At 69.7% G+C, this 20,503-nt stretch carries 19 protein-coding genes; all 19 read left to right on the forward strand.

The window, feature by feature from the left end; genetic code table 11:
- Positions 1-5: 5 nt before the first annotated feature.
- On the forward strand, positions 6-269 hold the full coding sequence (rpoZ, locus tag ACFXQA_RS10575) for a DNA-directed RNA polymerase subunit omega (protein ID WP_394519783.1): 264 nt from the start codon (positions 6-8) through the stop codon (positions 267-269).
- Between the two features lie 122 nt (positions 270-391).
- Complete coding sequence (gene metK, locus ACFXQA_RS10580; protein WP_394519784.1) at positions 392-1,585, forward strand: methionine adenosyltransferase; 1,194 nt, start codon at positions 392-394, stop codon at positions 1,583-1,585.
- Between the two features lie 67 nt (positions 1,586-1,652).
- Positions 1,653-3,617, forward strand: a complete 1,965-nt coding sequence (locus ACFXQA_RS10585) for a primosomal protein N' family DNA-binding protein (RefSeq protein ID WP_394520225.1) — start codon at positions 1,653-1,655, stop codon at positions 3,615-3,617.
- A gap of 8 nt (positions 3,618-3,625) precedes the next feature.
- Positions 3,626-4,546, forward strand: coding sequence for a methionyl-tRNA formyltransferase (gene fmt, locus ACFXQA_RS10590; protein ID WP_394519785.1), 921 nt, complete (start codon positions 3,626-3,628; stop codon positions 4,544-4,546).
- Positions 4,543-5,910, forward strand: coding sequence for an RsmB/NOP family class I SAM-dependent RNA methyltransferase (locus tag ACFXQA_RS10595; RefSeq protein WP_394519786.1), 1,368 nt, complete (start codon positions 4,543-4,545; stop codon positions 5,908-5,910). The genes fmt and ACFXQA_RS10595 overlap by 4 nt, the downstream gene beginning before the upstream one ends.
- A 100-nt stretch (positions 5,911-6,010) precedes the next feature.
- Positions 6,011-6,688, forward strand: a complete 678-nt coding sequence (gene rpe, locus ACFXQA_RS10600) for a ribulose-phosphate 3-epimerase (RefSeq protein WP_394519787.1) — start codon at positions 6,011-6,013, stop codon at positions 6,686-6,688.
- Between the two features lie 20 nt (positions 6,689-6,708).
- Positions 6,709-7,242, forward strand: a complete 534-nt coding sequence (locus tag ACFXQA_RS10605; RefSeq protein WP_394519788.1) for a hypothetical protein — start codon at positions 6,709-6,711, stop codon at positions 7,240-7,242.
- Positions 7,243-7,304: 62 nt separating this feature from the next.
- Positions 7,305-7,568, forward strand: a complete 264-nt coding sequence (locus ACFXQA_RS10610) for a phosphoribosyl-ATP diphosphatase (RefSeq protein ID WP_394519789.1) — start codon at positions 7,305-7,307, stop codon at positions 7,566-7,568.
- A gap of 44 nt (positions 7,569-7,612) precedes the next feature.
- Positions 7,613-8,455 (forward strand): ATP phosphoribosyltransferase, encoded by an 843-nt coding sequence (gene hisG, locus ACFXQA_RS10615; RefSeq protein ID WP_394519790.1) that lies wholly within the window; start codon positions 7,613-7,615, stop codon positions 8,453-8,455.
- Position 8,456: 1 nt separating this feature from the next.
- On the forward strand, positions 8,457-9,221 hold the full coding sequence (gene hisF, locus ACFXQA_RS10620) for an imidazole glycerol phosphate synthase subunit HisF (RefSeq protein WP_394519791.1): 765 nt from the start codon (positions 8,457-8,459) through the stop codon (positions 9,219-9,221).
- Positions 9,218-9,598, forward strand: a complete 381-nt coding sequence (hisI, locus tag ACFXQA_RS10625; protein WP_394519792.1) for a phosphoribosyl-AMP cyclohydrolase — start codon at positions 9,218-9,220, stop codon at positions 9,596-9,598. Before hisF ends, hisI begins: the two co-directional genes overlap by 4 nt.
- Positions 9,595-10,203, forward strand: a complete 609-nt coding sequence (locus ACFXQA_RS10630) for a Trp biosynthesis-associated membrane protein (RefSeq protein WP_394519793.1) — start codon at positions 9,595-9,597, stop codon at positions 10,201-10,203. Before hisI ends, ACFXQA_RS10630 begins: the two co-directional genes overlap by 4 nt.
- A gap of 46 nt (positions 10,204-10,249) precedes the next feature.
- On the forward strand, positions 10,250-10,480 hold the full coding sequence (locus ACFXQA_RS10635) for a DUF6704 family protein (protein WP_394519794.1): 231 nt from the start codon (positions 10,250-10,252) through the stop codon (positions 10,478-10,480).
- A 35-nt stretch (positions 10,481-10,515) separates the two neighbouring features.
- Positions 10,516-11,310 (forward strand): indole-3-glycerol phosphate synthase TrpC, encoded by a 795-nt coding sequence (trpC, locus tag ACFXQA_RS10640; protein WP_394519795.1) that lies wholly within the window; start codon positions 10,516-10,518, stop codon positions 11,308-11,310.
- The gene (gene trpB / locus ACFXQA_RS10645) at positions 11,307-12,569 is read left to right on the forward strand and encodes a tryptophan synthase subunit beta (protein ID WP_394519796.1); all 1,263 of its coding nucleotides are present in this window, start codon (positions 11,307-11,309) and stop codon (positions 12,567-12,569) included. Before trpC ends, trpB begins: the two co-directional genes overlap by 4 nt.
- Positions 12,566-13,357: a tryptophan synthase subunit alpha gene (gene trpA, locus ACFXQA_RS10650; RefSeq protein ID WP_394519797.1), complete on the forward strand. Its 792-nt coding sequence runs from the start codon at positions 12,566-12,568 to the stop codon at positions 13,355-13,357. The genes trpB and trpA overlap by 4 nt, the downstream gene beginning before the upstream one ends.
- A gap of 9 nt (positions 13,358-13,366) precedes the next feature.
- Positions 13,367-14,368 carry a prolipoprotein diacylglyceryl transferase gene (lgt, locus tag ACFXQA_RS10655; protein ID WP_394519798.1) on the forward strand — a complete coding sequence of 334 codons (1,002 nt, stop codon included), beginning with the start codon at positions 13,367-13,369 and terminating at the stop codon, positions 14,366-14,368.
- A gap of 53 nt (positions 14,369-14,421) precedes the next feature.
- Complete coding sequence (gene gltB / locus ACFXQA_RS10660) at positions 14,422-18,999, forward strand: glutamate synthase large subunit (protein WP_394519799.1); 4,578 nt, start codon at positions 14,422-14,424, stop codon at positions 18,997-18,999.
- On the forward strand, positions 18,992-20,458 hold the full coding sequence (locus ACFXQA_RS10665; protein ID WP_394519801.1) for a glutamate synthase subunit beta: 1,467 nt from the start codon (positions 18,992-18,994) through the stop codon (positions 20,456-20,458). Before gltB ends, ACFXQA_RS10665 begins: the two co-directional genes overlap by 8 nt.
- Positions 20,459-20,503 lie beyond the last annotated feature (45 nt).

Genomic DNA, 20,503 nt, shown 5'->3' on the forward strand with positions numbered 1-20,503 from the left:
CTGCTATGCCGACTCGCAACCAGGGCATCATCGATCCGCCCATCGACAGCCTTCTCACGAAGGTCGATTCGAAGTATCAGCTCGTCATCTTCGCGTCGAAGCGCGCGCGACAGATCAACGACTACTACTCCGACCTCCACGAAGGCAACCTCTTCGACAACGTCGGCCCGCTCGTCGACTCGACGGTCGAAGACAAGCCGCTGACGATCGCGCTGCACGAGATCCACGAAGACAAGCTGCGCCTGCGCGCTGTCGAAGAGGCCGTCTGAGCGAGCGCTCCTCCCCATGCCGCCCTCGGCGGCGTGCGTAAAGAACGAACAAGGGCCCCGGGCCGGCTGTCGGCCACCCGGGGCATACTTGTGCCATCCCCGACCCGCCCATCAGGAGCATCATGACCGAGCTGCGGCTGTTCACATCCGAGTCCGTCACCGAGGGGCACCCCGACAAGATCTGCGACCAGATCTCCGACAGCATCCTCGACGCGATCCTCCGCGAAGACCCGATCGGTCGCGTCGCCGTCGAGACGCTCGTCACGACGGGACTCGTACACGTCGCCGGTGAGGTGTCGACGAGTGCCTACGTCGAGATCCCGGCAATCGTCCGCGAGGTCGTCAACCGCATCGGGTACACCTCGAGCGACACGGGTTTCGACGGCGACTCGTGCGGCGTCAGCATCTCGATCGGCGCGCAGTCGTCCGACATCGCCTCGGGGGTCAACAAGGCCTTTGAGCAGCGCGAGCGCGGTTCGGTCGACCCCCGCGACGAGCAGGGCGCGGGCGACCAGGGCATCATGTTCGGCTACGCGACCACCGAGACTCCCCAGCTCATGCCCATGGCGAGCTGGACCGCCCACCGCATGGCCGAGCGCCTCGCCGCGGTGCGCCGCGACGGCACGCTGCCGTTCCTCCGCCCCGACGGCAAGACGCAGGTGACGCTCGGCTACGACGGACAGACGCCGAAGACCGTCGAGTCGGTCGTTCTGTCGACCCAGCACCACCCCGACGTGTCGCAAGAAGAATTGCGCGAGCGGGTTCGCGCCGAGATCATCGACCCGGTGCTCGCCCAGACCGGGCTCGATCTGCCCGACGTGAAGTTCTACATCAACCCGGCAGGGCCCTTCGTCGTCGGCGGCCCGAAGGGCGACGCCGGCCTCACCGGTCGCAAGATCATCATCGACACCTACGGCGGCGCTGCGCGCCACGGCGGCGGGGCGTTCAGCGGCAAAGACCCCTCGAAGGTCGACCGCTCGGCGGCCTACGCCATGCGCTGGGTGGCGAAGAACGCGGTTGCGGCGGGTCTCGCCGACCGGCTCGAGGTGCAGATCGCCTACGCGATCGGCAAGGCCCAGCCCGTCGGCCTGTACGTCGAGAGCTTCGGCACGGGGCACATCGACGACGACGCCATCACCCGCGCGATCCTCGCCGTCTTCGATCTGCGCCCGAAAGCGATCATCGACCAGCTCGACCTCCTCCGTCCGATCTACGCGCAGACCGCCTCGTACGGGCACTTCGGCCGCGAGCTCCCCGATTTCACCTGGGAACGCACCGACCGTGTGGAGGAGCTGCGCGCGGCCGCAGGACTCTGACGTGACTTCGCCGGCGTCCGGATCGGATGCTGCGGAGTCGGGTTCGACCGAAGCGACACCGCGGCGCGTGGCTCGGGTGCTGTTCGAGTCGCCCCTGCCGCAGCTCGATCGGCTGTTCGACTACGCGATTCCGTCGCAGCTGGCCCACGAAGCGAACCCCGGCGTGCGCGTGCGCGTGCCGCTGCGCACCGCCGGGCGCCTCGTCGACGCCTACATCGTCGAGGTCGACGACGATGCGGGGGAGAGGCCGCTGTCGGAGGTCGAGGCGGTGGTCTCGCCCGTCCCGGTGCTCACCCCCGGTCTGTACGCGCTGGCGCGACGGGTCGCCGACCGGGCCGCGGGTTCGGCCGCCGACATCCTGCGCCTGGCGATCCCCAAGCGCATGGTGCGCGCCGAGAAGACCTGGGCGGCTTCCCCCGCCCCCGACGCGCCGCAGGTGTCGGCGCCGTCGCTCGCCCGGGCGGAAGCTCTCGTCGGGGGATTCCCCGCCCTACGCGGACTCCTCGATGCCGGCGGGCGCATCGCCCTCGACGCACCGCCGCGGCCCGCGACCGATCTGGCGGTCGGGGAGTGGGCGATCGTGCTCGCCGCGGCCGCTGCGCGCACCCTGGCGCGGGGGCGGAGCGCGATCCTCGTCGTCCCCGACTACCGCGATCAAGCACAGCTGACCGCAGCGCTCGCCACTTTCGTCGACGCCGCTGCGGTCGTCCGTCACGACGCCGATCAATCGGGCCCTGCGCGCTACGGGCAGTTCTTGCGCACGCTGTCGGATGCACCGTGCATCGTGGTCGGTCGGCGCTCCGCGGTCTACGCCGCGGCGCACGATGTGGGGCTCGTCGCGATCTGGGACGACGGCGATTCGCTCCTGTCCGAGCAACTGTCGCCGGGGGTCCACGCCCGCGACGCCGCTCTCGTGCGTCAAGAACTCGAGGGCTCCGCTCTACTGTTCGCCGGACACACGCGGACCACCGAGGTGCAGCGGCTCGTCGAGATCGGGTTCGTCCATGAGGCGCCCGCCGCGCGGCGCCCCTCGCCGCGCATCGTGCTCAGCGCGACGCGTGAGGGCGAGAACCGCGGCTCGCGCGTGCCGTCGGCCGCGTTCGCCGCGGCGCGCGAAGCCCTTCAGCACGGGCCGGTCCTCGTGCAGGTGGCCCGCCCCGGTTATGCCCCCTCGCTCACGTGCGGCGAGTGCCGACGGCCCGCGCGGTGCCTGCACTGCACGGGCCCGCTGCGCGCCGCTCGACCGGGCGCCGTGCCCGTCTGTGCGTGGTGCGGTCGCTCCGCCCACTCTTGGACCTGCCCGCACTGCCAGTCCACGAAGGTGCGCATGTCTTCGTCGGGAAGCGAGCGCACCGCCGACGAGCTCGGGCGCGCATTCGCGAACACCCGCGTGATCGTCTCCGACGGGGCGCATCCGCTCAGTGAGGTCGACGGTCGTCCTGCCCTGGTCATCGCGACCCGCGGTGCCGAACCCGTCGCACCCGGCGGCTACCGTGCCGTGATCCTGCTCGACGGCGAGCGGATGCTGCAGGCCGAGGCGCTGCGGATCGGCGAGCACTGCCTGCGCTGGTGGTCGAACGCGGCCGCCCTCGCCGCGCCCGGCGCTCCCGTGCATCTGGTCGGTGTGGCGGGGCCCGTGGCCCGCGCTCTCGCCACCTGGACGCAGCCCGCGTACGCGCGAGCCGAGCTCGCCGACCGGGCACCGCTGCACATGCCCCCCGCGGTGCGGCTGGCCACGGTGGAGGGCGCGGCGAAGTCGGTCGACACCGCTCTGGCGACGCTGCGCACCGATGTGCCGACGCTCGACGCCGCCGCCATCCTCGGCCCGGTCGTCGCGACCGAGGCAGGAAGCGCCCCCGAGTCCCGCGCGCTGGTGCGCTTCGACTACCCCCACGGCCGGGCGGTCGCCGAGAGCCTGCGGGCCTCGGTCATCGCCGATGCGCTCCGAGCCCGCCGCCTGCCCCGTGAGCGCGGCCCACGCCCGCGGAATACACTGAAAGTTCGGCTCGACGTCGCCGAACCCGACCTCTGAGGAGACTCATGCGCCTCGTCTTCGCCGGGACCCCCGAGGTCGCCGTGCCCGCGCTTCGCGCACTCGCCGCCGGCGAGCACGAGGTGTCGTCGGTGATCACCCGCACCGACGCCCCCCAGGGGCGCCGCCGCGTGATGACGCCGTCGCCGGTCGCCGTCGCGGCCGACGAGCTCGGGCTCGTCGTCCACAAGGCCTCGCGTCTCGACGACGAGGTCACCGCGCACATCGCCGGGGAGGCCCCCGACCTCGGCGTGATCGTCGCCTACGGCGGGCTCGTTCGGGAGCCGCTTCTGTCGCTTCCGACGCACGGCTGGATCAACCTGCATTTCTCGCTGCTTCCCGCCTGGCGCGGCGCGGCTCCCGTGCAGCGTTCGCTCATCGCGGGTGATCGCGTCACCGGGTCGAGCGTCTTCCAGCTCGTCGCCGAGCTCGATGCCGGGCCGGTCTTCGCCGAGGAACGCTACGAGGTTCCCGAGGGCGCGACGGCCGGCGACGTGCTGGCCGCCCTGGCCGAGCGGGGTGGCCCCCTTCTCGCCCGCGTCGTCGATGCGATCGCCGACGGCTCGGCGCGTTCCGTCGACCAGGTCGGCGAGCCCACGTTCGCGGCGAAGCTGACCCTCGCCGACGGGGCCCTGGACTGGACGGCGGATGCAGCGACGATCCTCGATCGGGTGCGCGGCGTCACTCCCGAACCGGGAGCCCACACGACCGTCGACGGAGCCCGGGTGAAGATCCTCGCGGCGCGCGACGCGGAGACCACCGAGACTCTCGCACCGGGGGTGCTCGCCGCATCCGGTCGCGCCGTGCTCGTGGGCACTGGCACCGCGCCGGTCGAACTCGTCACGGTGCAACCCGCCGGAAAGCCGGCGATGGCGGCGGGGGACTGGTGGCGGGGCCTGCGCACCGAGAACCCGGTGGCCGGTTCGTGAAGGTCCAGGGCGCACGGCGCGTCGCGTTCGACGTGCTGCACGCGGTGTCCACCGACGACGCCTACGCGAACCTCCTGCTTCCGCATTCGATCGTCCGCGCACGACTCGACACGCAAGACGCGGCTCTGGCGACCGAGTTGACCTACGGCACGCTGCGCCGGCGCGGCACGTACGACGCCCTCATCAACCTCGTCGCGGAGCGGCCCGTCGATGAGATCGACCCCGCGGTGCTCGATGCACTGCGTCTGGGCACCCACCAACTGCTGTCGACACGCGTCGCCTCGCACGCAGCCGTCAACGAATCCGTCGAGCTCGCCCGCGAGACCGGTTCACGCGGGGCCCCGGGCTTCGTCAATGCGGTGCTGCGTCGCATCTCGCGGGAGACCCCCGGGCACTGGTACGCGGAGCTCGAACGCTCCGCCCGTTCCGACGACGAGCGCCGCGGGATCACGACCTCGCATCCCGTGTGGATTCTGCGCGCCTTTCGCCGTGCTCTCGGTGCCGAAGGACGCGCGGACGAACTCGACGCGTTGCTCGACGCCGACAACGATGCCCCCCGGGTGGGCATGCTGGCTCTTCCCGGTCTCGCTGAGCGCCCCTCCGACGCCCGCGTCACCCCGTACGCCCCCGACGGCTTCGTCTTGGGCGGGGGAGACCCCGAGCGGCTCGTGCGGGAATCGGACGGCCGTCTGCGAGTGCAGGACGAGGGTTCGCAATTGGCGGCTCTCGCCCTATCGCGCGCGGTGCCCGTCGCCCCCGGTGAGCGCTGGCTCGATCTCTGTGCGGGGCCCGGGGGCAAGACCGCCCTCCTCGCCGCCGAGGCCCTCGCCGCGGGTGCCACGCTCGATGCGAACGAGATCATCCCCGCACGCGCGGGGCTCGTTCGTCGTGCCGTCGCCGAGGTGCCGCTCGTCGTCGAGGTGAGCGAAGAAGACGGCCGCGCGCGGGCCGCGCGCACTCCCGGTGCCTACGACCGAGTGCTGGTCGACGCCCCCTGCACGGGCATCGGAGCCCTGCGGCGACGCCCCGAAGCACGGTGGCGCAAGGCCCCGACCGACGTTCCCGCCCTCGCCGACCTGCAGCGAGACCTCGTACTCGCCGCATTCACCGCCGTGAAGCCCGGCGGCATCGTGGCCTACGTCACGTGCTCGCCGCACCTGGCCGAGACGGCCGGGGTCGTGGCCGAAGTGCGCCGAAAGCTCGGGGGCGCCGTCGAGGAGCTCGACGCGCGCGAGGTCGTGCGTCGTGTGTCGCGGAACCCCATCGACCTGCCCGAGCAGGAAGACGGGTCGGGTCGCGCCCAGCTCTGGCCCCATCGCCACGGCACCGACGCGATGTCGATCGCGCTCCTGCGCAAGCGCTGACCCGCTGTACAACCGCTGCTCGCCCGCACCGCGACGCGCCACGCGCAGCCCGCTGCGGGGGAGCGACGGCGCGCGCGCCGAGCGGGCGATAATGGGTGCCGTGCCCGACCCCACGGAATTCCGCATCAATCCCAGCATCCTGGCCGCTGACTTCGTCAACATGCAGGCCGAGCTCGCCCGCATCGCCGGTGCCGACTACGTGCACGTCGACGTCATGGACAACCACTTCGTGCCGAACCTCACGTTCGGGCCGCAGATGGTGGGTCGCATCCAGGAGACGAGTCCGGTACCGCTCGACGTGCACCTCATGATCGACGCGCCCGAACGATGGGCTCCCGAGTACGCGGAGCTGGGAGCGGCATCCGTCACCTTCCACCTCGAGGCAGCCGCCGAGCCGGTCGCGCTGGCGCGCCGGCTGCGCGCGATCGGGGCGCGCGCGGGTGTCGCCGTCAAACCGGCGACGCCCATCGAAGGACTCTTCGACGTGCTCGACGAATTCGACCAGATCCTCGTCATGACCGTCGAGCCCGGCTTCGGCGGCCAGTCGTTCATGCCCGAGACCATGCCGAAACTGCGCTCCTTGGCCGACGAAGCCCGTCGGCGCGGCTCGGCCGTGTGGCTGCAGGTCGACGGCGGCGTCTCCGAGTCCACGATCGCTCAGGCGGCAGAGTCGGGGGCCGACACGTTCGTCGCCGGCTCCGCCGTCTTCGGCGCCGGCGACCCCGACGCCGCGATCCGCTCGCTTCGCGCGACCGCGTCGCGGGCGCACCGCCACTGACCGAGAGCGCGGCAACAGCGATGAGCGACATCGACGACACGACGGGCTCCCGGCCGCACCCGAAAGGCGCCGCTCACCACGCCCGTCGACTGCTCAGCGCGTACAGCGGCGAGCACGGCGTCTACGGCATCGTGCTGGTCACCGCGCTCATCGCCGGCGAGATCGACGCCGACACCGACGACGATGTGATCGTCTTCGTCCTGGGCACGGTCGCCGTGTTCTGGCTGGCCCACATCTACGCCGCGGTGGTCGCGAGCCGCGGTCGACGCCCCGCTCCGCCGCTCGGCCGCGCGATCCTCGACGGCGTCCGCCACTCGTCGGGAATGGCGTTGGCGATGCTGATCCCTGTCGCGCTTCTGGCGACGTCGGCGCTCGGGGTCGACGAATGGTCGGCCTATTTCGCCGCGTTGTTCAGCGGGATCGTGCTCCTCGGCGTCATCGGTTACCTCAATGCCCGCCGCAACGGCAGCACCTGGCCGTGGCGGGTCGCGGGTGTCGTGACGACGACGCTGCTGGGCATCGTGATCATCCTGCTCAGCATCGCCGCGCACTGAACCGTGGTTTCCCCGACACCCTCGCGACGCCGACCGCCCTTCGGGCCAGATACCCTGGACGAGTGAAGACGTTCGACGCCCTGTTCGCCGAGCTCAGTGCGAAGGCGGTCGAACGCCCCACGGGCTCGGGCACGGTCGCGCAATTGGACGCCGGAGTCCACGCCATCGGCAAGAAGATCGTCGAAGAGGCGGCTGAGGTGTGGATGGCGGCCGAGTACGAATCGTCCGATGCCGCCGCCGAAGAGATCTCGCAGCTGCTCTACCACCTTCAGGTGATGATGGTCGCGAAGGGGCTGACGCTCGAAGACGTCTACCGACATCTCTGAGCGTTCCGCACTCGCCCCACCCCTTCGACCCGAAAGCCTCCGCCATGCTGCGAATCGCCGTGCCGAACAAGGGCTCGCTCTCCGAGACCTCCGCCGCGATGCTCGCCGAGGCCGGTTACACCGGCCGCCGCGATCCGAAAGACCTGCACACCATCGACCCGACGAACGACGTCGAGTTCTTCTACCTGCGCCCGAAAGACATCGCCACGTACGTCGGCTCCGGCGCACTCGACGTCGGCATCACCGGACGCGACCTGCTGCTCGACGCCCGCATGCCCGGCGCCCGTGAGATCGAAGCCCTCGGCTTCGGGGGCTCGACGTTCCGCTTCGCCGCACGCCCCGGGCGGTTCTCCGACATCGCCGAACTCGAGGGCCTCCGCGTCGCGACGGCCTATCCGGGCCTCGTCGACGGGTTCCTCGACGAGCGGGGCATCGCCGTCGATCTGGTGCCGCTCGACGGCGCGGTCGAGTCGGCCGTGCAGTTGGGGGTGGCGGATGCTGTCGCCGACGTCGTGTCGACCGGCACCACCCTTCGCCAGGCCGGCCTCGAGATCTTCGGCCCGGTGATCCTCGAATCCGACGCCGTGCTCATCAGCGGACCCACCGAGGCCGGCGGCACGCAGACCCTGCTCCGTCGCCTGAAGGGCGTCATGGTCGCGCGCCGCTACGTGCTGATCGACTACGACCTCCCCGTTCGACTGATCGACGAAGCCGTCGCAATCGCTCCGGGAATCGAATCGCCGACGATCTCGCCGCTGCGCGACCCCGAGTGGGTGGCCGTGCGCGTCATGAGCCCCCGCAAGGGCGTGAACCAGGTCATGGATGCGCTGTACGCGATGGGTGCTCGCGCGATCCTCGTCACCGAGATCCACGCCGCGAGGCTCTGACGTGTCTCTCGCGCGCCGCGTGATCCCCTGCCTCGACGTCGCCGCGGGCCGGGTGGTGAAGGGCGTGAACTTCGTCGATCTGCGCGACATGGGCGACCCCGTGGAACTCGCCCGGCTGTACTTCGCGCAGGGTGCCGACGAGATCACATTCCTCGACGTGACCGCCACGGTGGACGAGCGGGCGACCACCTACGACGTCGTGCGGCGCACGGCTGAAGAGGTCTTCATCCCGCTCACCGTCGGCGGCGGCGTCCGCTCCTCCGAAGACGTCGCGCGTCTCCTCGCGGTGGGAGCCGACAAGATCGGCGTCAACTCGGCGGCAATCGCCCGCCCCGGCGTTCTCGACGAGATCGCCGACCGCTTCGGCTCGCAGGTGCTCGTGCTCTCCCTCGACGTCAAGCGCTCCCCGTCCGTCGACTCGGGCTTCGTCGTGACGACCCACGGCGGACGCACCGAAACGACCCTCGACGCGCTCGATTGGGCTCGCGAGGCCATCGAACGGGGCGCGGGGGAGTTGCTGGTGAACTCGATCGACGCCGACGGAACCAAGGCCGGGTTCGACCTCGAACTCGTGGGATTGATGCGCGAGCTCGCGAGCGTGCCGGTCATCGCCTCCGGAGGAGCGGGCGCGGTCGACGACTTCGCGCCCGCGATCCGCGCGGGCGCCGACGCGGTGCTCGCCGCATCCGTCTTCCACTCCGGCGCGCTGACCGTCGGAGACGTCAAAGCCGCGCTGATCGCCGACGGGATCGAGGTGCGCCGATGACCGCCCTTCGAGAGCCTCACGGACCGTCGGTCGAGGAGCGCATCGCCCGCGTGGTCTTCAATGCCGACGGGCTCACTCCGGCTGTCATCCAGCAGTGGGACACCCGCGAGGTGCTCATGCTCGCGTGGATGGACGCCGAGGCGCTGCGACGCACCCTCACCGAGGGACGCGTGACGTACTGGTCGCGGTCGCGGGCGGAATACTGGCGCAAGGGCGATACGTCCGGCCACATCCAGCTCGTGCGCGGTGCGCGACTGGACTGCGACGGCGACGCCCTTCTGATCGAGGTCGAGCAGATCGGCGCGGCCTGCCACACCGGCGACCACACCTGCTTCGATGCCGACGACTTGACGCCGGTGACCGGCACCGCGCCATGATCCGACGTGCGCGTCTTCTGACCGTTCTGGGCACGCTGCTCGCCGGAGCCATCGGCGTGATCGGCTCCACCCAGACGTGGATCACGGTGATCCTCGCCGACGGCGCCGGCGAGGAGCTGGTGGTCGCGGGCGCGGCTGCCGTGCCCGTGCTGACGCCTCTCAGCCTCGCCACGCTCGCCCTCGGCGCCGCGCTGTCGATCACCGGGCTCGTGCTCCGCTACGTCTTCGGTGTGCTCAGCATCGCCATTGGGGCGATCCTCGGCGTGCTGAGCGCGCAGGTGGCCGTCGCGCCCCCCGTCTCCGCGGTGGCGGCGACCGTGACCTCCGCCACGGGAATCGGAGGGGCGGATGCTGTCGCCGACCTCGTCGCTTCGACGACATCGACACCGTGGCCGGCCCTCACCGCGATCGCTCAGGTCGTCCTCATCGCCGCCGGTCTCTTCACGCTCATCACCGCCCGTCGGTGGCGGGGGAGCGCCGACCGCCGCTACCAGGCGGCCGCTGCGACGGCAGGGGCCGAGGGGTCGAGGCCGCACGACGCCATCGATTCGTGGGACGACCTCTCGCGCGGTGACGATCCCACCGCAGAAGAACAGCACCGGTAGACTTTCCCCGTGCGCGCACGATCGCGCCGACACCACAAGGAGACCCATGAGCAACCCCCTCGGCGACCCCGGCCACGGACACTCGCCGGCCGCGTGGACGGCCATCACGATCATGCTCGTCGGCTTCTCCATCGGCACCGCGGCGTTCTACTTCGACGTGCCCTGGCTCGTCTGGGCCTCCGTCGGACTCATCCTGGTCGGTCTGGTCGTCGGCGCAGCGATGAAGAAGGCCGGCTACGGGGTCGGCGGCTCCAAGACCACGGTCAAAGAGCATTGAGCGCCCGTGCTGAGCACGAGCCAGCGCGACGAAGCATGCTCGCCGACCTGACGGACGGCGCAGTCGAAGATTCCCAGGCTCGCGCCGTGGAGCGACCGCTCGCCTCTGTCGAGCGTGCAGCGCTCGATCGTGCTCCCGCTCTCGACGTCGTCACCGCTCTCGCCCCGGCCGATCGGGTGAAGATCATCGCCGAGGTCAAGCGGGCAAGCCCCTCGCGCGGTGATCTCGCCGACATCCCCGACCCCGCACACCAGGCCGGTCTCTACCAGACCGGTGGTGCATCGGCGATCTCGGTGCTGACCGAGGGGCGCCGGTTCAAGGGCTCCCTCGCAGACCTCGAGGCGGTGAAGGCAGCCGTGGGAATCCCCGTGCTGCGCAAAGATTTCCTCGCGACGCCCTACCAGGTGGTCGAAGCCCGCGCGGCCGGCGCCGATCTCGTGCTCCTCATCGTCGCTGCGCTCGATCAGAAGACCCTCAGTGAACTGTTCGAACTCACCGGCCAGCTCGGGATGACCGCTCTGGTCGAGGCGCACTCCGCCGACGAGGTGGCTCGCGCCGCCGATCTCGGTGCGCGGCTCATCGGGGTCAACGCCCGCGATCTCTCGACCTTCGAACTCGACCGCGACCTCTTCGGTCGCCTCGTCGAGGGCATCCCCGCCGACGCCGTCAAGATCGCCGAGTCGGCGGTGCTGACCCCCGCCGACGTCGCGCACTATCGTTCAGCCGGCGCCGACGCCGTCCTCGTCGGCGAGGCGCTGGTCACCGGCGACCCCGTCGCCACCCTCCGCCGTTTTCTCCACGACGGCGATCTGCAAGGAGCATCATCATGAGTCTGCGCACCGAGAACGGTCCCTTCTTCGGAGAGTTCGGCGGGCGCTTCATGCCCGAGTCGCTCATCGCGGCGATCGACGAGCTCACCGCCGTCTACGAGACGGCCATCGTCGACCCGGTCTTCCTCGACGAGCTTCGCGGGCTCCTGCACACCTACGCCGGGCGCCCCTCGGTTCTCACCGAGGTTCCCCGGTTCGCCGAGCACGTCGGCGGACCACGCGTCTTCCTCAAGCGAGAAGACCTGAACCACACCGGTTCGCACAAGATCAACAACGTCCTCGGGCAAGCTCTCCTGACCAAGCGGCTCGGCAAGACCCGGGTCATCGCCGAGACCGGCGCCGGTCAGCACGGCGTCGCCACGGCGACGGCGGCGGCGCTGTTCGGGTTCGAGTGCACGATCTACATGGGCGAGGTCGACACCGAGCGCCAGGCGCTGAACGTGGCACGGATGCGTCTGCTCGGCGCCGAAGTCATCCCCGTCACGACGGGCTCGCGCACCTTGAAAGATGCGATCAACGAGGCCTACCGCGACTGGGTCGCGAGCGTCGAGACGACCAACTACATCTTCGGCACCGCCGCGGGCCCCCACCCGTTCCCCGCGATGGTGCGCGACTTCCAGAAGGTCATCGGCGAAGAGGCGCGCGCCCAGATGCTCGACGAACTCGGACGCCTCCCCGACGCCGTCTTCGCGTGCGTCGGCGGCGGATCGAACGCGATCGGCATGTTCGACGCCTTCCTCGACGACGAGTCCGTGCGCCTGTTCGGCGTCGAAGCCGCCGGCGACGGAGTCGACACGCCGCGCCACGCCGCGTCCATCGAGCGCGGGCGCCCCGGTGTGCTGCACGGTGCGAAGACATTCGTGCTGCAGGACGAAGACGGCCAGACGGTCGAGTCCCACTCGATCTCGGCGGGGCTCGACTACCCGGGCGTCGGGCCGGAGCACGCGTGGCTGTCATCGATCGGACGCGCCGAGTACATTCCGGCCACCGACGACGAGGCCATGCAGGCGTTGCGTCTGCTGTCGAAGACCGAGGGGATCATTCCGGCGATCGAGTCGGCGCACGCGCTCGCGGGCGTTCTGCGCGTCGGTCGCGAATTCGGCCCAGACGGTGTCATCGCGATCTGCCTGTCCGGCCGCGGCGACAAAGACATGGACACCGCTGCCCGCTACTTCGAGCTGTACGACGCCGAGAATGTGCCCGTCGTCACCACCGCGCCCGCCGAGGACGCGGCCAAGGGCGAGGGCACGGAACTGTGACCTCCCGGGTCGCCGCCGCGATCGACGCCGCCCACGCCAACGGCCGCGGCGTCTTCGTCGGATATCTTCCGGCCGGGTTCCCCGACATCGAGACGAGCATCGAGGCGGCGGTCGCACTGGCCGAGAACGGCGCCGACATCCTCGAGATCGGGCCGCCCTACAGCGACCCCGTGATGGACGGGCCGATCATCCAGGAGGCGACGCAGGTCGCTCTCGCCGCCGGATTCCGGCTGCGCGACCTCTTCACCGTCATCCGCGAGGTCACGCGCCGCGTCGACGTGCCGGTGCTCGTGATGACCTATTGGAACCCGGTGCTGCAGTTCGGCGTCGACCGTTTCGCGGACGAGTTGCTCGCCGCGGGCGGCGCCGGACTCATCACCCCCGACATCACCCCCGACATGGCGCAGGAGTGGATCGCCGCGAGCGAACGCACCGGCCTCGACCGCGTCTTCCTCGCCGCCCCGACATCGAGCGAAGAACGTCTCGAACTCATCGCCCGATCGTCGACGGGTTTCGTCTACACCGTCTCGACGATGGGGATCACGGGCGAACGCACCGAACTGGATGCGGCGGCCCGCACACTCGTGGGTCGACTGCGCGCGCACGGTGCCGAGCGCGCGTGCGTCGGCATCGGCATCTCGACGGCCGACCAGATCTCGGGCGTCCTGGAATACGCCGACGGGGCGATCGTGGGCACGGCCCTCGTCCGCGCTCTGCGCGACGGCGGCGTCGACGGTCTCGCGGAGGTCGCTCGTGCCCTGTCTGCGGGCACCGGCGAACGACTCTAGACTTCGATCATGACGTTCGCCCCTACGAGCGCGCCCACAGGTGTGCTCGCCAGCATCCCGAGCCCTGAGATCAGCCGATTCTTCATCGGACCGGTGCCGATCCACTTCTATGCGCTGTGCATCATCGCCGGGATCATCGTCGCGACTCTGCTCACCAACCACCGCCTGACGAAGCGCGGCGGTGAGCAGTGGGTCGTGATCGATATCTGCCTCCTGGCCATTCCGATCGCCATCGTCGGCGCACGCATCTTCCACGTCGTCACACACCCGGGCTTCTACTTCGGCGAGGGCTCGAACCCCTGGAACCCGTTCGAGCCCGGTTCGGTCTGGGCGATCTGGGAGGGCGGCATCGCCATCTACGGGGCGCTGCTCGGCGGTGCCGTGGGGGCCTACCTCGGCTGCCGCTGGACCGGCATCCGCTTCTGGACCTTCGCCGACGCCCTCGCCCCCGGCCTCATCATCGCCCAGGCGATGGGTCGCTTCGGCAACTGGTTCAACCAGGAGCTCTTCGGCCTTCCCACCGACCTGCCGTGGGGACTCGAGATCGACAGCGAGAACTCGGCCTTCCCTCCCGGCCTCGAACCGGGAACGCTCTTCCACCCCACGTTCCTCTACGAGGTCTTGTGGAACCTGTTCGGTGCCGCGGTCATCATCCTCGCGGCGAGGGCCTTCACGCTGCAGTGGGGCCGCACGTTCGGTCTGTACCTCGTCTGGTACAGCGCCGGTCGCATCATCTGGGAGACGATCCGCATCGATCCGAGCGAGGTCTTCTTCGGGCTGCGCACGAACGTGTGGGCCGCGATCGCCGGGGTCATCCTCGGCCTCGTCATCATGATCGTGCAGAAGCGACGCCACACCGGTTACGAACCGTCGGCGTACATGCCCGGTCGCGAGCCGCAGGGGGTAGGAGCGGTACACTCGCCTGACCCCCACGACTTCGTCGACGTGAGCGAACCGCCCGCGACGAAAGATCCGGTCGGCAGCGCCACAAGCAGCTCCGTCACGAAGTAACTATCCAGGGCCGACGTCGTCCCATCCTGAGCATCAACGTGAGGACGGCAGGAATGCCTTCGAGCCCCCGTTCAGGCGCCGCAGGCGGCGCCTTCCCCCCTCGCCAGGGGATGTACAACCCGGCCTTCGAGAAAGACGCGTGCGGGCTGGCGATGGTCGCGACCCTGCGCGGCGTCGCCGGTCACGACATCGTCGAGCTGGCGTTGACCGCGCTGCGCAACCTCGAGCACCGCGGCGCGATCGGATCGGACGCCGGCACCGGCGACGGAGCAGGCATCCTGACGCAGATGCCCGACGCGTTCCTGCGCGCCGTCGTCGACTTCGACCTTCCGCCCATGGGCGAGTACGCGGCGGGCATGATCTTCCTGCCGCTGGATCACGAAGGCCGCGCCGAACTCAAGGCCGGAATCGAGCGCATCGCGGCGTCCGAGAACCTCGTGGTGCTCGGCTGGCGCGAAGTGCCGACCGACGACGAAAACCTGGGAAAGCTCGCCTACGAAGCGCGGCCCGCGTTCGAGCAGCTGTTCGTCTCGCGGCCCGCCGTCGGCGACACCGCCGCCCTGTCGGGGATCGCCCTCGACCGACGCGTCTACCGTCTGCGCAAGCGCTCCCGCACCGAGCTGGGCGCGTACTTCGTCTCGCTGTCGAGCCGGACTCTCGGTTACAAGGGCATGGTCACCACCCTCCAGCTCGAGCCGTTCTACCCCGACCTGCAAGACGAGCGGTTCGCCTCCGAGCTCGCGGTGGTCCACTCCCGCTACTCCACGAACACCTTCCCGTCGTGGCCGCTTGCGCAGCCGCTGCGCATGCTGGCCCACAACGGCGAGATCAACACCGTCAAGGGCAACCGCAACTGGATGCGTGCCCGCCAGTCGCAGCTGGAGTCCGAGCTCATCGGCGACATCCGTCCGCTGCTGCCCATCTGCACCGATGGCGCGAGCGACTCCGCGTCGTTCGACGAGGTGTTGGAACTGCTGACGCTGACCGGCCGGAGCCTGCCGCACGCGGTCATGATGATGGTGCCCGAGGCGTACGAGAAGCAGGCGACGATCGCCCCCGACCTCCGGGCGTTCTACGACTACCACTCCATGCAGATGGAACCGTGGGACGGCCCCGCCGCGCTCATCTTCACCGACGGCACGCTGGTCGGAGCGACGCTCGACCGCAACGGGCTCCGCCCCGGGCGCTGGACCGAGACGACCGACGGCCTCGTCGTGATCGGCAGCGAGACCGGCGTCCTCGACTTCGCCCCCGAGCGCATCAAGCGCCGTGGCCGACTTCGTCCCGGCCGCATGTTCCTCGTCGACACCGCGCAGGGTCGCATCGTGCCCGACCACGAGATCAAGGCCGACCTGGCCGCGATGCAACCGTGGCAGGAGTGGCTGGACGCCGGGCGGGTGCGCCTGTCCGAGCTCCCCGAGCGCGAGCACATCGTGCACCCGATCGCATCGATCACCCGTCGACAGCGCACGTTCGGCTACACCGAAGAAGAGGTGCGCATCCTCCTGACCCCGATGGGGCAGAAGGGCGCCGAGCCGCTCGGCGCGATGGGCAGCGACACCCCGGTCGCCGTTCTCAGCGATCGTCCGCGCCTGCTCTTCGACTACTTCACGCAGCAGTTCGCGCAGGTCACGAACCCGCCGCTCGACTCGATCCGCGAAGAAGTCGTCACGTCGCTCGCGCTCGGGCTCGGCCCCGAGCGCAACCTGCTCGACTGGGGGCCCGACCACACGCACACCGTGACCCTCGACTTCCCCGTGATCGACAACGACGAGCTCGCGAAGATCCAGCACATCGACACGGCCGTCCCCGGGCGTTCGTCGGTGACGATCCGCGGCCTCTACCGCGTCGAAGCCGGACACAAGGGCATGCAGAAGCGTCTGACGCAGATGTGCCACGAGGTCGACCAGGCCATCGAAGACGGCGCCGAGCTCATCGTGCTCAGCGACCGCGATTCGAACAAGGACCTCGCACCGATCCCTTCGCTGCTCATGCTCGCTGCGGTGCACCACCACCTCATCCGCAACGAGACCCGCATGAAGGTCGGCCTCGTCGTCGAGGCGGGCGACGTGCGCGAGGTGCACCACGTCGCAACCCTGATCGGCTACGGCGCATCGGCGGTCAACCCGTATCTCGCGATGGAGACGGTGGAGTACCTGGTCCGTGCCGGGCGCATCACCGACACCACGCCGCAGAAGGCGGTGAAGAACCTCATCTACAGCCTCGGCAAGGGTGTGCTGAAGATCATGTCGAAGATGGGCATCTCGACGGTCTCCTCCTACGCCGGCGCACAGGTCTTCGAGGCGATCGGTCTGTCGCAAGAGCTGGTGGACGCGTACTTCACCGGCACCGAGACGAAGCTCGGCGGCATCGGCATCGACGTGCTGGCCGCAGAGAACGCCGCACGACACGCCTACGCCTACCCCGAAGACGCCGCGGTCCGCGCCCACGAGCGCCTGTGGACCGGCGGAGAGTATCAGTGGCGCCGCGACGGCGAGCCGCACCTCTTCAACCCCGACACCGTCTTCCGGCTGCAGCACGCCACGCGTGAGCGTCGGTACGACATCTTCCGCGAGTACACGAAGCTGGTCGACGACCAGGCCCACGAGCTCAAGACGCTCCGCGGCATGTTCAGTCTTCGCGGCGGAGTTCGCGCGCCGATCCCGCTCGACGAGGTCGAGCCGGTCTCGGCCATCGTCAAGCGGTTCTCCACCGGCGCCATGAGCTACGGCTCCATCTCGCAAGAGGCGCACGAGACCCTCGCGGTGGCGATGAACAGCATCGGGGCGAAGTCCAACACCGGCGAGGGCGGCGAAGACGTCGATCGCCTTCTCGACCCGGAGCGCCGCAGCGCGATCAAGCAGGTCGCCTCCGGCCGGTTCGGTGTCACGAGCCTCTACCTCACCCAGGCCGAAGACATCCAGATCAAACTCGCGCAGGGCGCCAAGCCCGGCGAGGGCGGGCAATTGCCACCGACGAAGGTCTACCCGTGGGTGGCACGTACGCGCCACGCCACGGCCGGTGTCGGCCTCATCTCTCCGCCTCCGCACCACGACATCTACTCGATCGAAGACCTCAAGCAGCTGATCTTCGACCTCAAGCGGGCGAATCCGCAGGCCCGCATCCACACCAAGCTCGTCAGCCAGTCGGGCATCGGAGCCGTCGCGGCGGGCGTCGCCAAAGCGCTCAGCGACGTCATCCTCGTCTCCGGACAAGACGGAGGCACGGGCGCCAGCCCGCTGAACTCGTTGAAGCACGCGGGCACCCCGTGGGAGCTGGGCCTCGCCGAGACGCAGCAGACGCTGATGCTGAACGGCATGCGCGACCGGGTCGTGGTGCAGGTCGACGGCCAGCTGAAGACGGGTCGAGACGTGATCGTCGGCGCGCTGCTCGGCGCGGAGGAGTTCGGCTTCGCCACGGCGCCGCTCGTCGTCTCCGGGTGCATCATGATGCGGGTCTGCCATCTCGACACCTGCCCCGTGGGCGTCGCCACGCAGAACCCGGTCTTGCGCGCACGGTTCACCGGCAAGCCGGAGTTCGTCGTCAACTTCATGGAGTTCATCGCCGAAGAGGTGCGCGAGTACCTCGCCGAGCTCGGCTTCCGGACACTCGACGAGGCCGTCGGTCACGCCGAGCTCCTCGACGTGAACGGTGCAGTCGAGCACTGGAAGGCGAGCGGCCTCAACCTCGCTCCCATCCTCGACGGTCCGCGCTTCGCCGAGGATGTTCCCCGTCGCCACGGCCGCGCGCAGAACCACGAGCTTCACGAGCACTTCGACGTGCAGCTCATCGAGCGCGCGCAAGACGTCATCGCTCACGGCGGTCATGTCGAGATCGATATGCCCATCCGCAACACCGAACGCGCCGTGGGAACCATGCTGGGTCACCGCGTCACGCGCGCACACGGCGAGAACGGGCTCCCGTCCGACTCGATCGAGGTGCGCCTCACCGGCTCCGCGGGTCAGTCGTTCGGTGCTTTCATGCCCGCGGGAATCACCCTGCGGTTGGAGGGCGACTCCAACGACTACGTCGGCAAGGGTCTTTCAGGAGGCCGCATCGTCATCCGACCTCCTCGCGATTCGGTGTTCGCCGCATCCGAGAACGTGATCGCGGGCAACGTGATCGGCTACGGCGCGACGCAGGGATCGATGTTCCTGAACGGCGTGGTCGGCGAGCGGTTCTTCGTCCGCAACTCGGGGGCGACGGCTGTCGTCGAGGGCGTCGGCGATCATGCGCTCGAGTACATGACGGGCGGTCTCGCCGTCATCCTGGGCGCGACCGGCCGGAACCTCGGTGCGGGGATGTCGGGGGGAACCGCGTACATCCATCGTCTCGACGAGGCGCTCGTGAACCGCGAGGCCCTCGCCTCCGGTGAGCTCGAATTGGGACCGCTGGGCTCCGGCGACGCCGAGATCCTGCGCGACCTGCTCGAGCAGCACAAGGCCGAGACCGGCTCCGTCGTCGCTGGGCAGCTGCTCGACGACTTCGACGCCGAGCTGGCCAACTTCGTCCGTGTCGTTCCGCGCGACTATGCCGCGGTGCTGCAGACCCGTCAGAACGCCGTCGACGAGGGTCTCGACCCCGACGGCGACGTGGTCTGGAGCCGCATTCTGGAGGTGACGGGTGGCTGACCCGAAAGGTTTTCTGAAGGTCACGGACCGTGAGGTGCCCGCGCGGCGCCCCATTCCCGTGCGCATCATGGACTGGAAAGAGGTGTACGAGCCCGGAGACTCGGCCGTCCTCCGACGCCAGGCCGGACGCTGCATGGACTGCGGCATCCCCTTCTGTCACAAGGGTTGCCCGCTCGGCAACCTCATTCCGGAGTGGAACGATCTGACGTGGCGCGGCGAGGGTCGCTCGGCGATCGAGCGTCTGCACGCGACGAACAACTTCCCCGAGTTCACCGGGCGCCTGTGTCCTGCCCCCTGCGAGAGCTCATGCGTGCTCGGCATCAATCAGCCGGCTGTCACGATCAAGCAGATCGAGGTCTCGATCATCGACGAGGCCTTCGCGAACGGCTGGGTCGATGCTGAACCGCCCGGGCGGCTGACGGGCAAGACCGTGGCCGTCGTCGGATCGGGACCCGCGGGTCTCGCGGCGGCCCAGCAGCTGACCCGCGCCGGACACACGGTCGCCGTCTACGAGCGCGACGACCGGATCGGCGGCCTGCTGCGGTACGGCATCCCCGACTTCAAGATGGAGAAGCGTCACCTCGAGGCGCGACTGCGTCAGATGCAAGACGAGGGCACGCGCTTCCGCGCGGGCGTGGAGATCGGCAAAGACATCACGTGGGACGCCCTGCGCGCCCGGTACGACGCGGTCGTCGTCGCGACCGGCGCGACGGTGCCCCGCGACATGCCCATCCCCGGCCGTGACCTCGACGGCGTGCACTTCGCGATGGAGTACCTCATCGAGTCGAACAAGGCCGTCGCCGGCGACCAGGTTCCCCACCAGATCTCGGCGGAGGGCAAGCACGTCGTCGTCATCGGCGGCGGCGACACCGGCGCCGACTGCATCGGCACCGCGCACCGTCAAGGTGCGCTCAGCGTGACCAACCTCGCCATCGGCAAGCAGCCGCCGGGGGAGCGCCCGCAGACGCAGCCCTGGCCCATGACCCCGACCCTGTTCGAGATGGCGTCCGCGCACGAAGAGGGCGGCGAGCGGATGTTCCTCGCCTCGACCGTGGAGTTCCTCTCCAACGGCTCGGGAGAGGTGCGCGCCCTCCGCGTGGCCGAGACCGAGTACGTCGACGGCCGTCGCATTCCGAAGAGCGGCACCGAGCGCGAGATCCCGGCCGACCTCATCCTGCTGGCTCTAGGGTTCACCGGACCCGAACGCGACCAGCTGGAAGACCAGTTGGGCACGCAGTTCACCGGGCGAGGTGCCGTCGAGCGCGACGGGTCGTACGCGACCACCACGCCGGGTGTGTTCGCGGCCGGTGACGCCGGTCGCGGGCAGTCCCTGATCGTCTGGGCCATCGCCGAAGGACGCGCGGCCGCGGCCGAGGTCGACCGCTTCTTGATGGGGTCCACCGACCTGCCCGCGCCGGTGCGTCCGTCTGATGTCGCGATCGGCCTGCTGCCCGCGTAGGCTGGCCACGGCTTTCCACCCGACCCCCATTTTTCGGAGAATATA

The sequence above is a fragment of the Microbacterium shimangi genome (assembly GCF_043556445.1).
GTDB lineage: Bacteria > Actinomycetota > Actinomycetes > Actinomycetales > Microbacteriaceae > Microbacterium.

Coding starts and splice junctions, on each gene's coding strand:
- rpoZ (WP_394519783.1), top strand. CDS start 6: ATGCCGACTCGCAACCAGGGCATCATCGATCCGCCCATCGACAGCCTT.
- metK (WP_394519784.1), top strand. CDS start 392: ATGACCGAGCTGCGGCTGTTCACATCCGAGTCCGTCACCGAGGGGCAC.
- fmt (WP_394519785.1), top strand. CDS start 3,626: ATGCGCCTCGTCTTCGCCGGGACCCCCGAGGTCGCCGTGCCCGCGCTT.
- ACFXQA_RS10605 (WP_394519788.1), top strand. CDS start 6,709: ATGAGCGACATCGACGACACGACGGGCTCCCGGCCGCACCCGAAAGGC.
- hisG (WP_394519790.1), top strand. CDS start 7,613: ATGCTGCGAATCGCCGTGCCGAACAAGGGCTCGCTCTCCGAGACCTCC.
- hisI (WP_394519792.1), top strand. CDS start 9,218: ATGACCGCCCTTCGAGAGCCTCACGGACCGTCGGTCGAGGAGCGCATC.
- ACFXQA_RS10630 (WP_394519793.1), top strand. CDS start 9,595: ATGATCCGACGTGCGCGTCTTCTGACCGTTCTGGGCACGCTGCTCGCC.
- ACFXQA_RS10635 (WP_394519794.1), top strand. CDS start 10,250: ATGAGCAACCCCCTCGGCGACCCCGGCCACGGACACTCGCCGGCCGCG.
- trpC (WP_394519795.1), top strand. CDS start 10,516: ATGCTCGCCGACCTGACGGACGGCGCAGTCGAAGATTCCCAGGCTCGC.
- trpB (WP_394519796.1), top strand. CDS start 11,307: ATGAGTCTGCGCACCGAGAACGGTCCCTTCTTCGGAGAGTTCGGCGGG.
- lgt (WP_394519798.1), top strand. CDS start 13,367: ATGACGTTCGCCCCTACGAGCGCGCCCACAGGTGTGCTCGCCAGCATC.
- gltB (WP_394519799.1), top strand. CDS start 14,422: ATGCCTTCGAGCCCCCGTTCAGGCGCCGCAGGCGGCGCCTTCCCCCCT.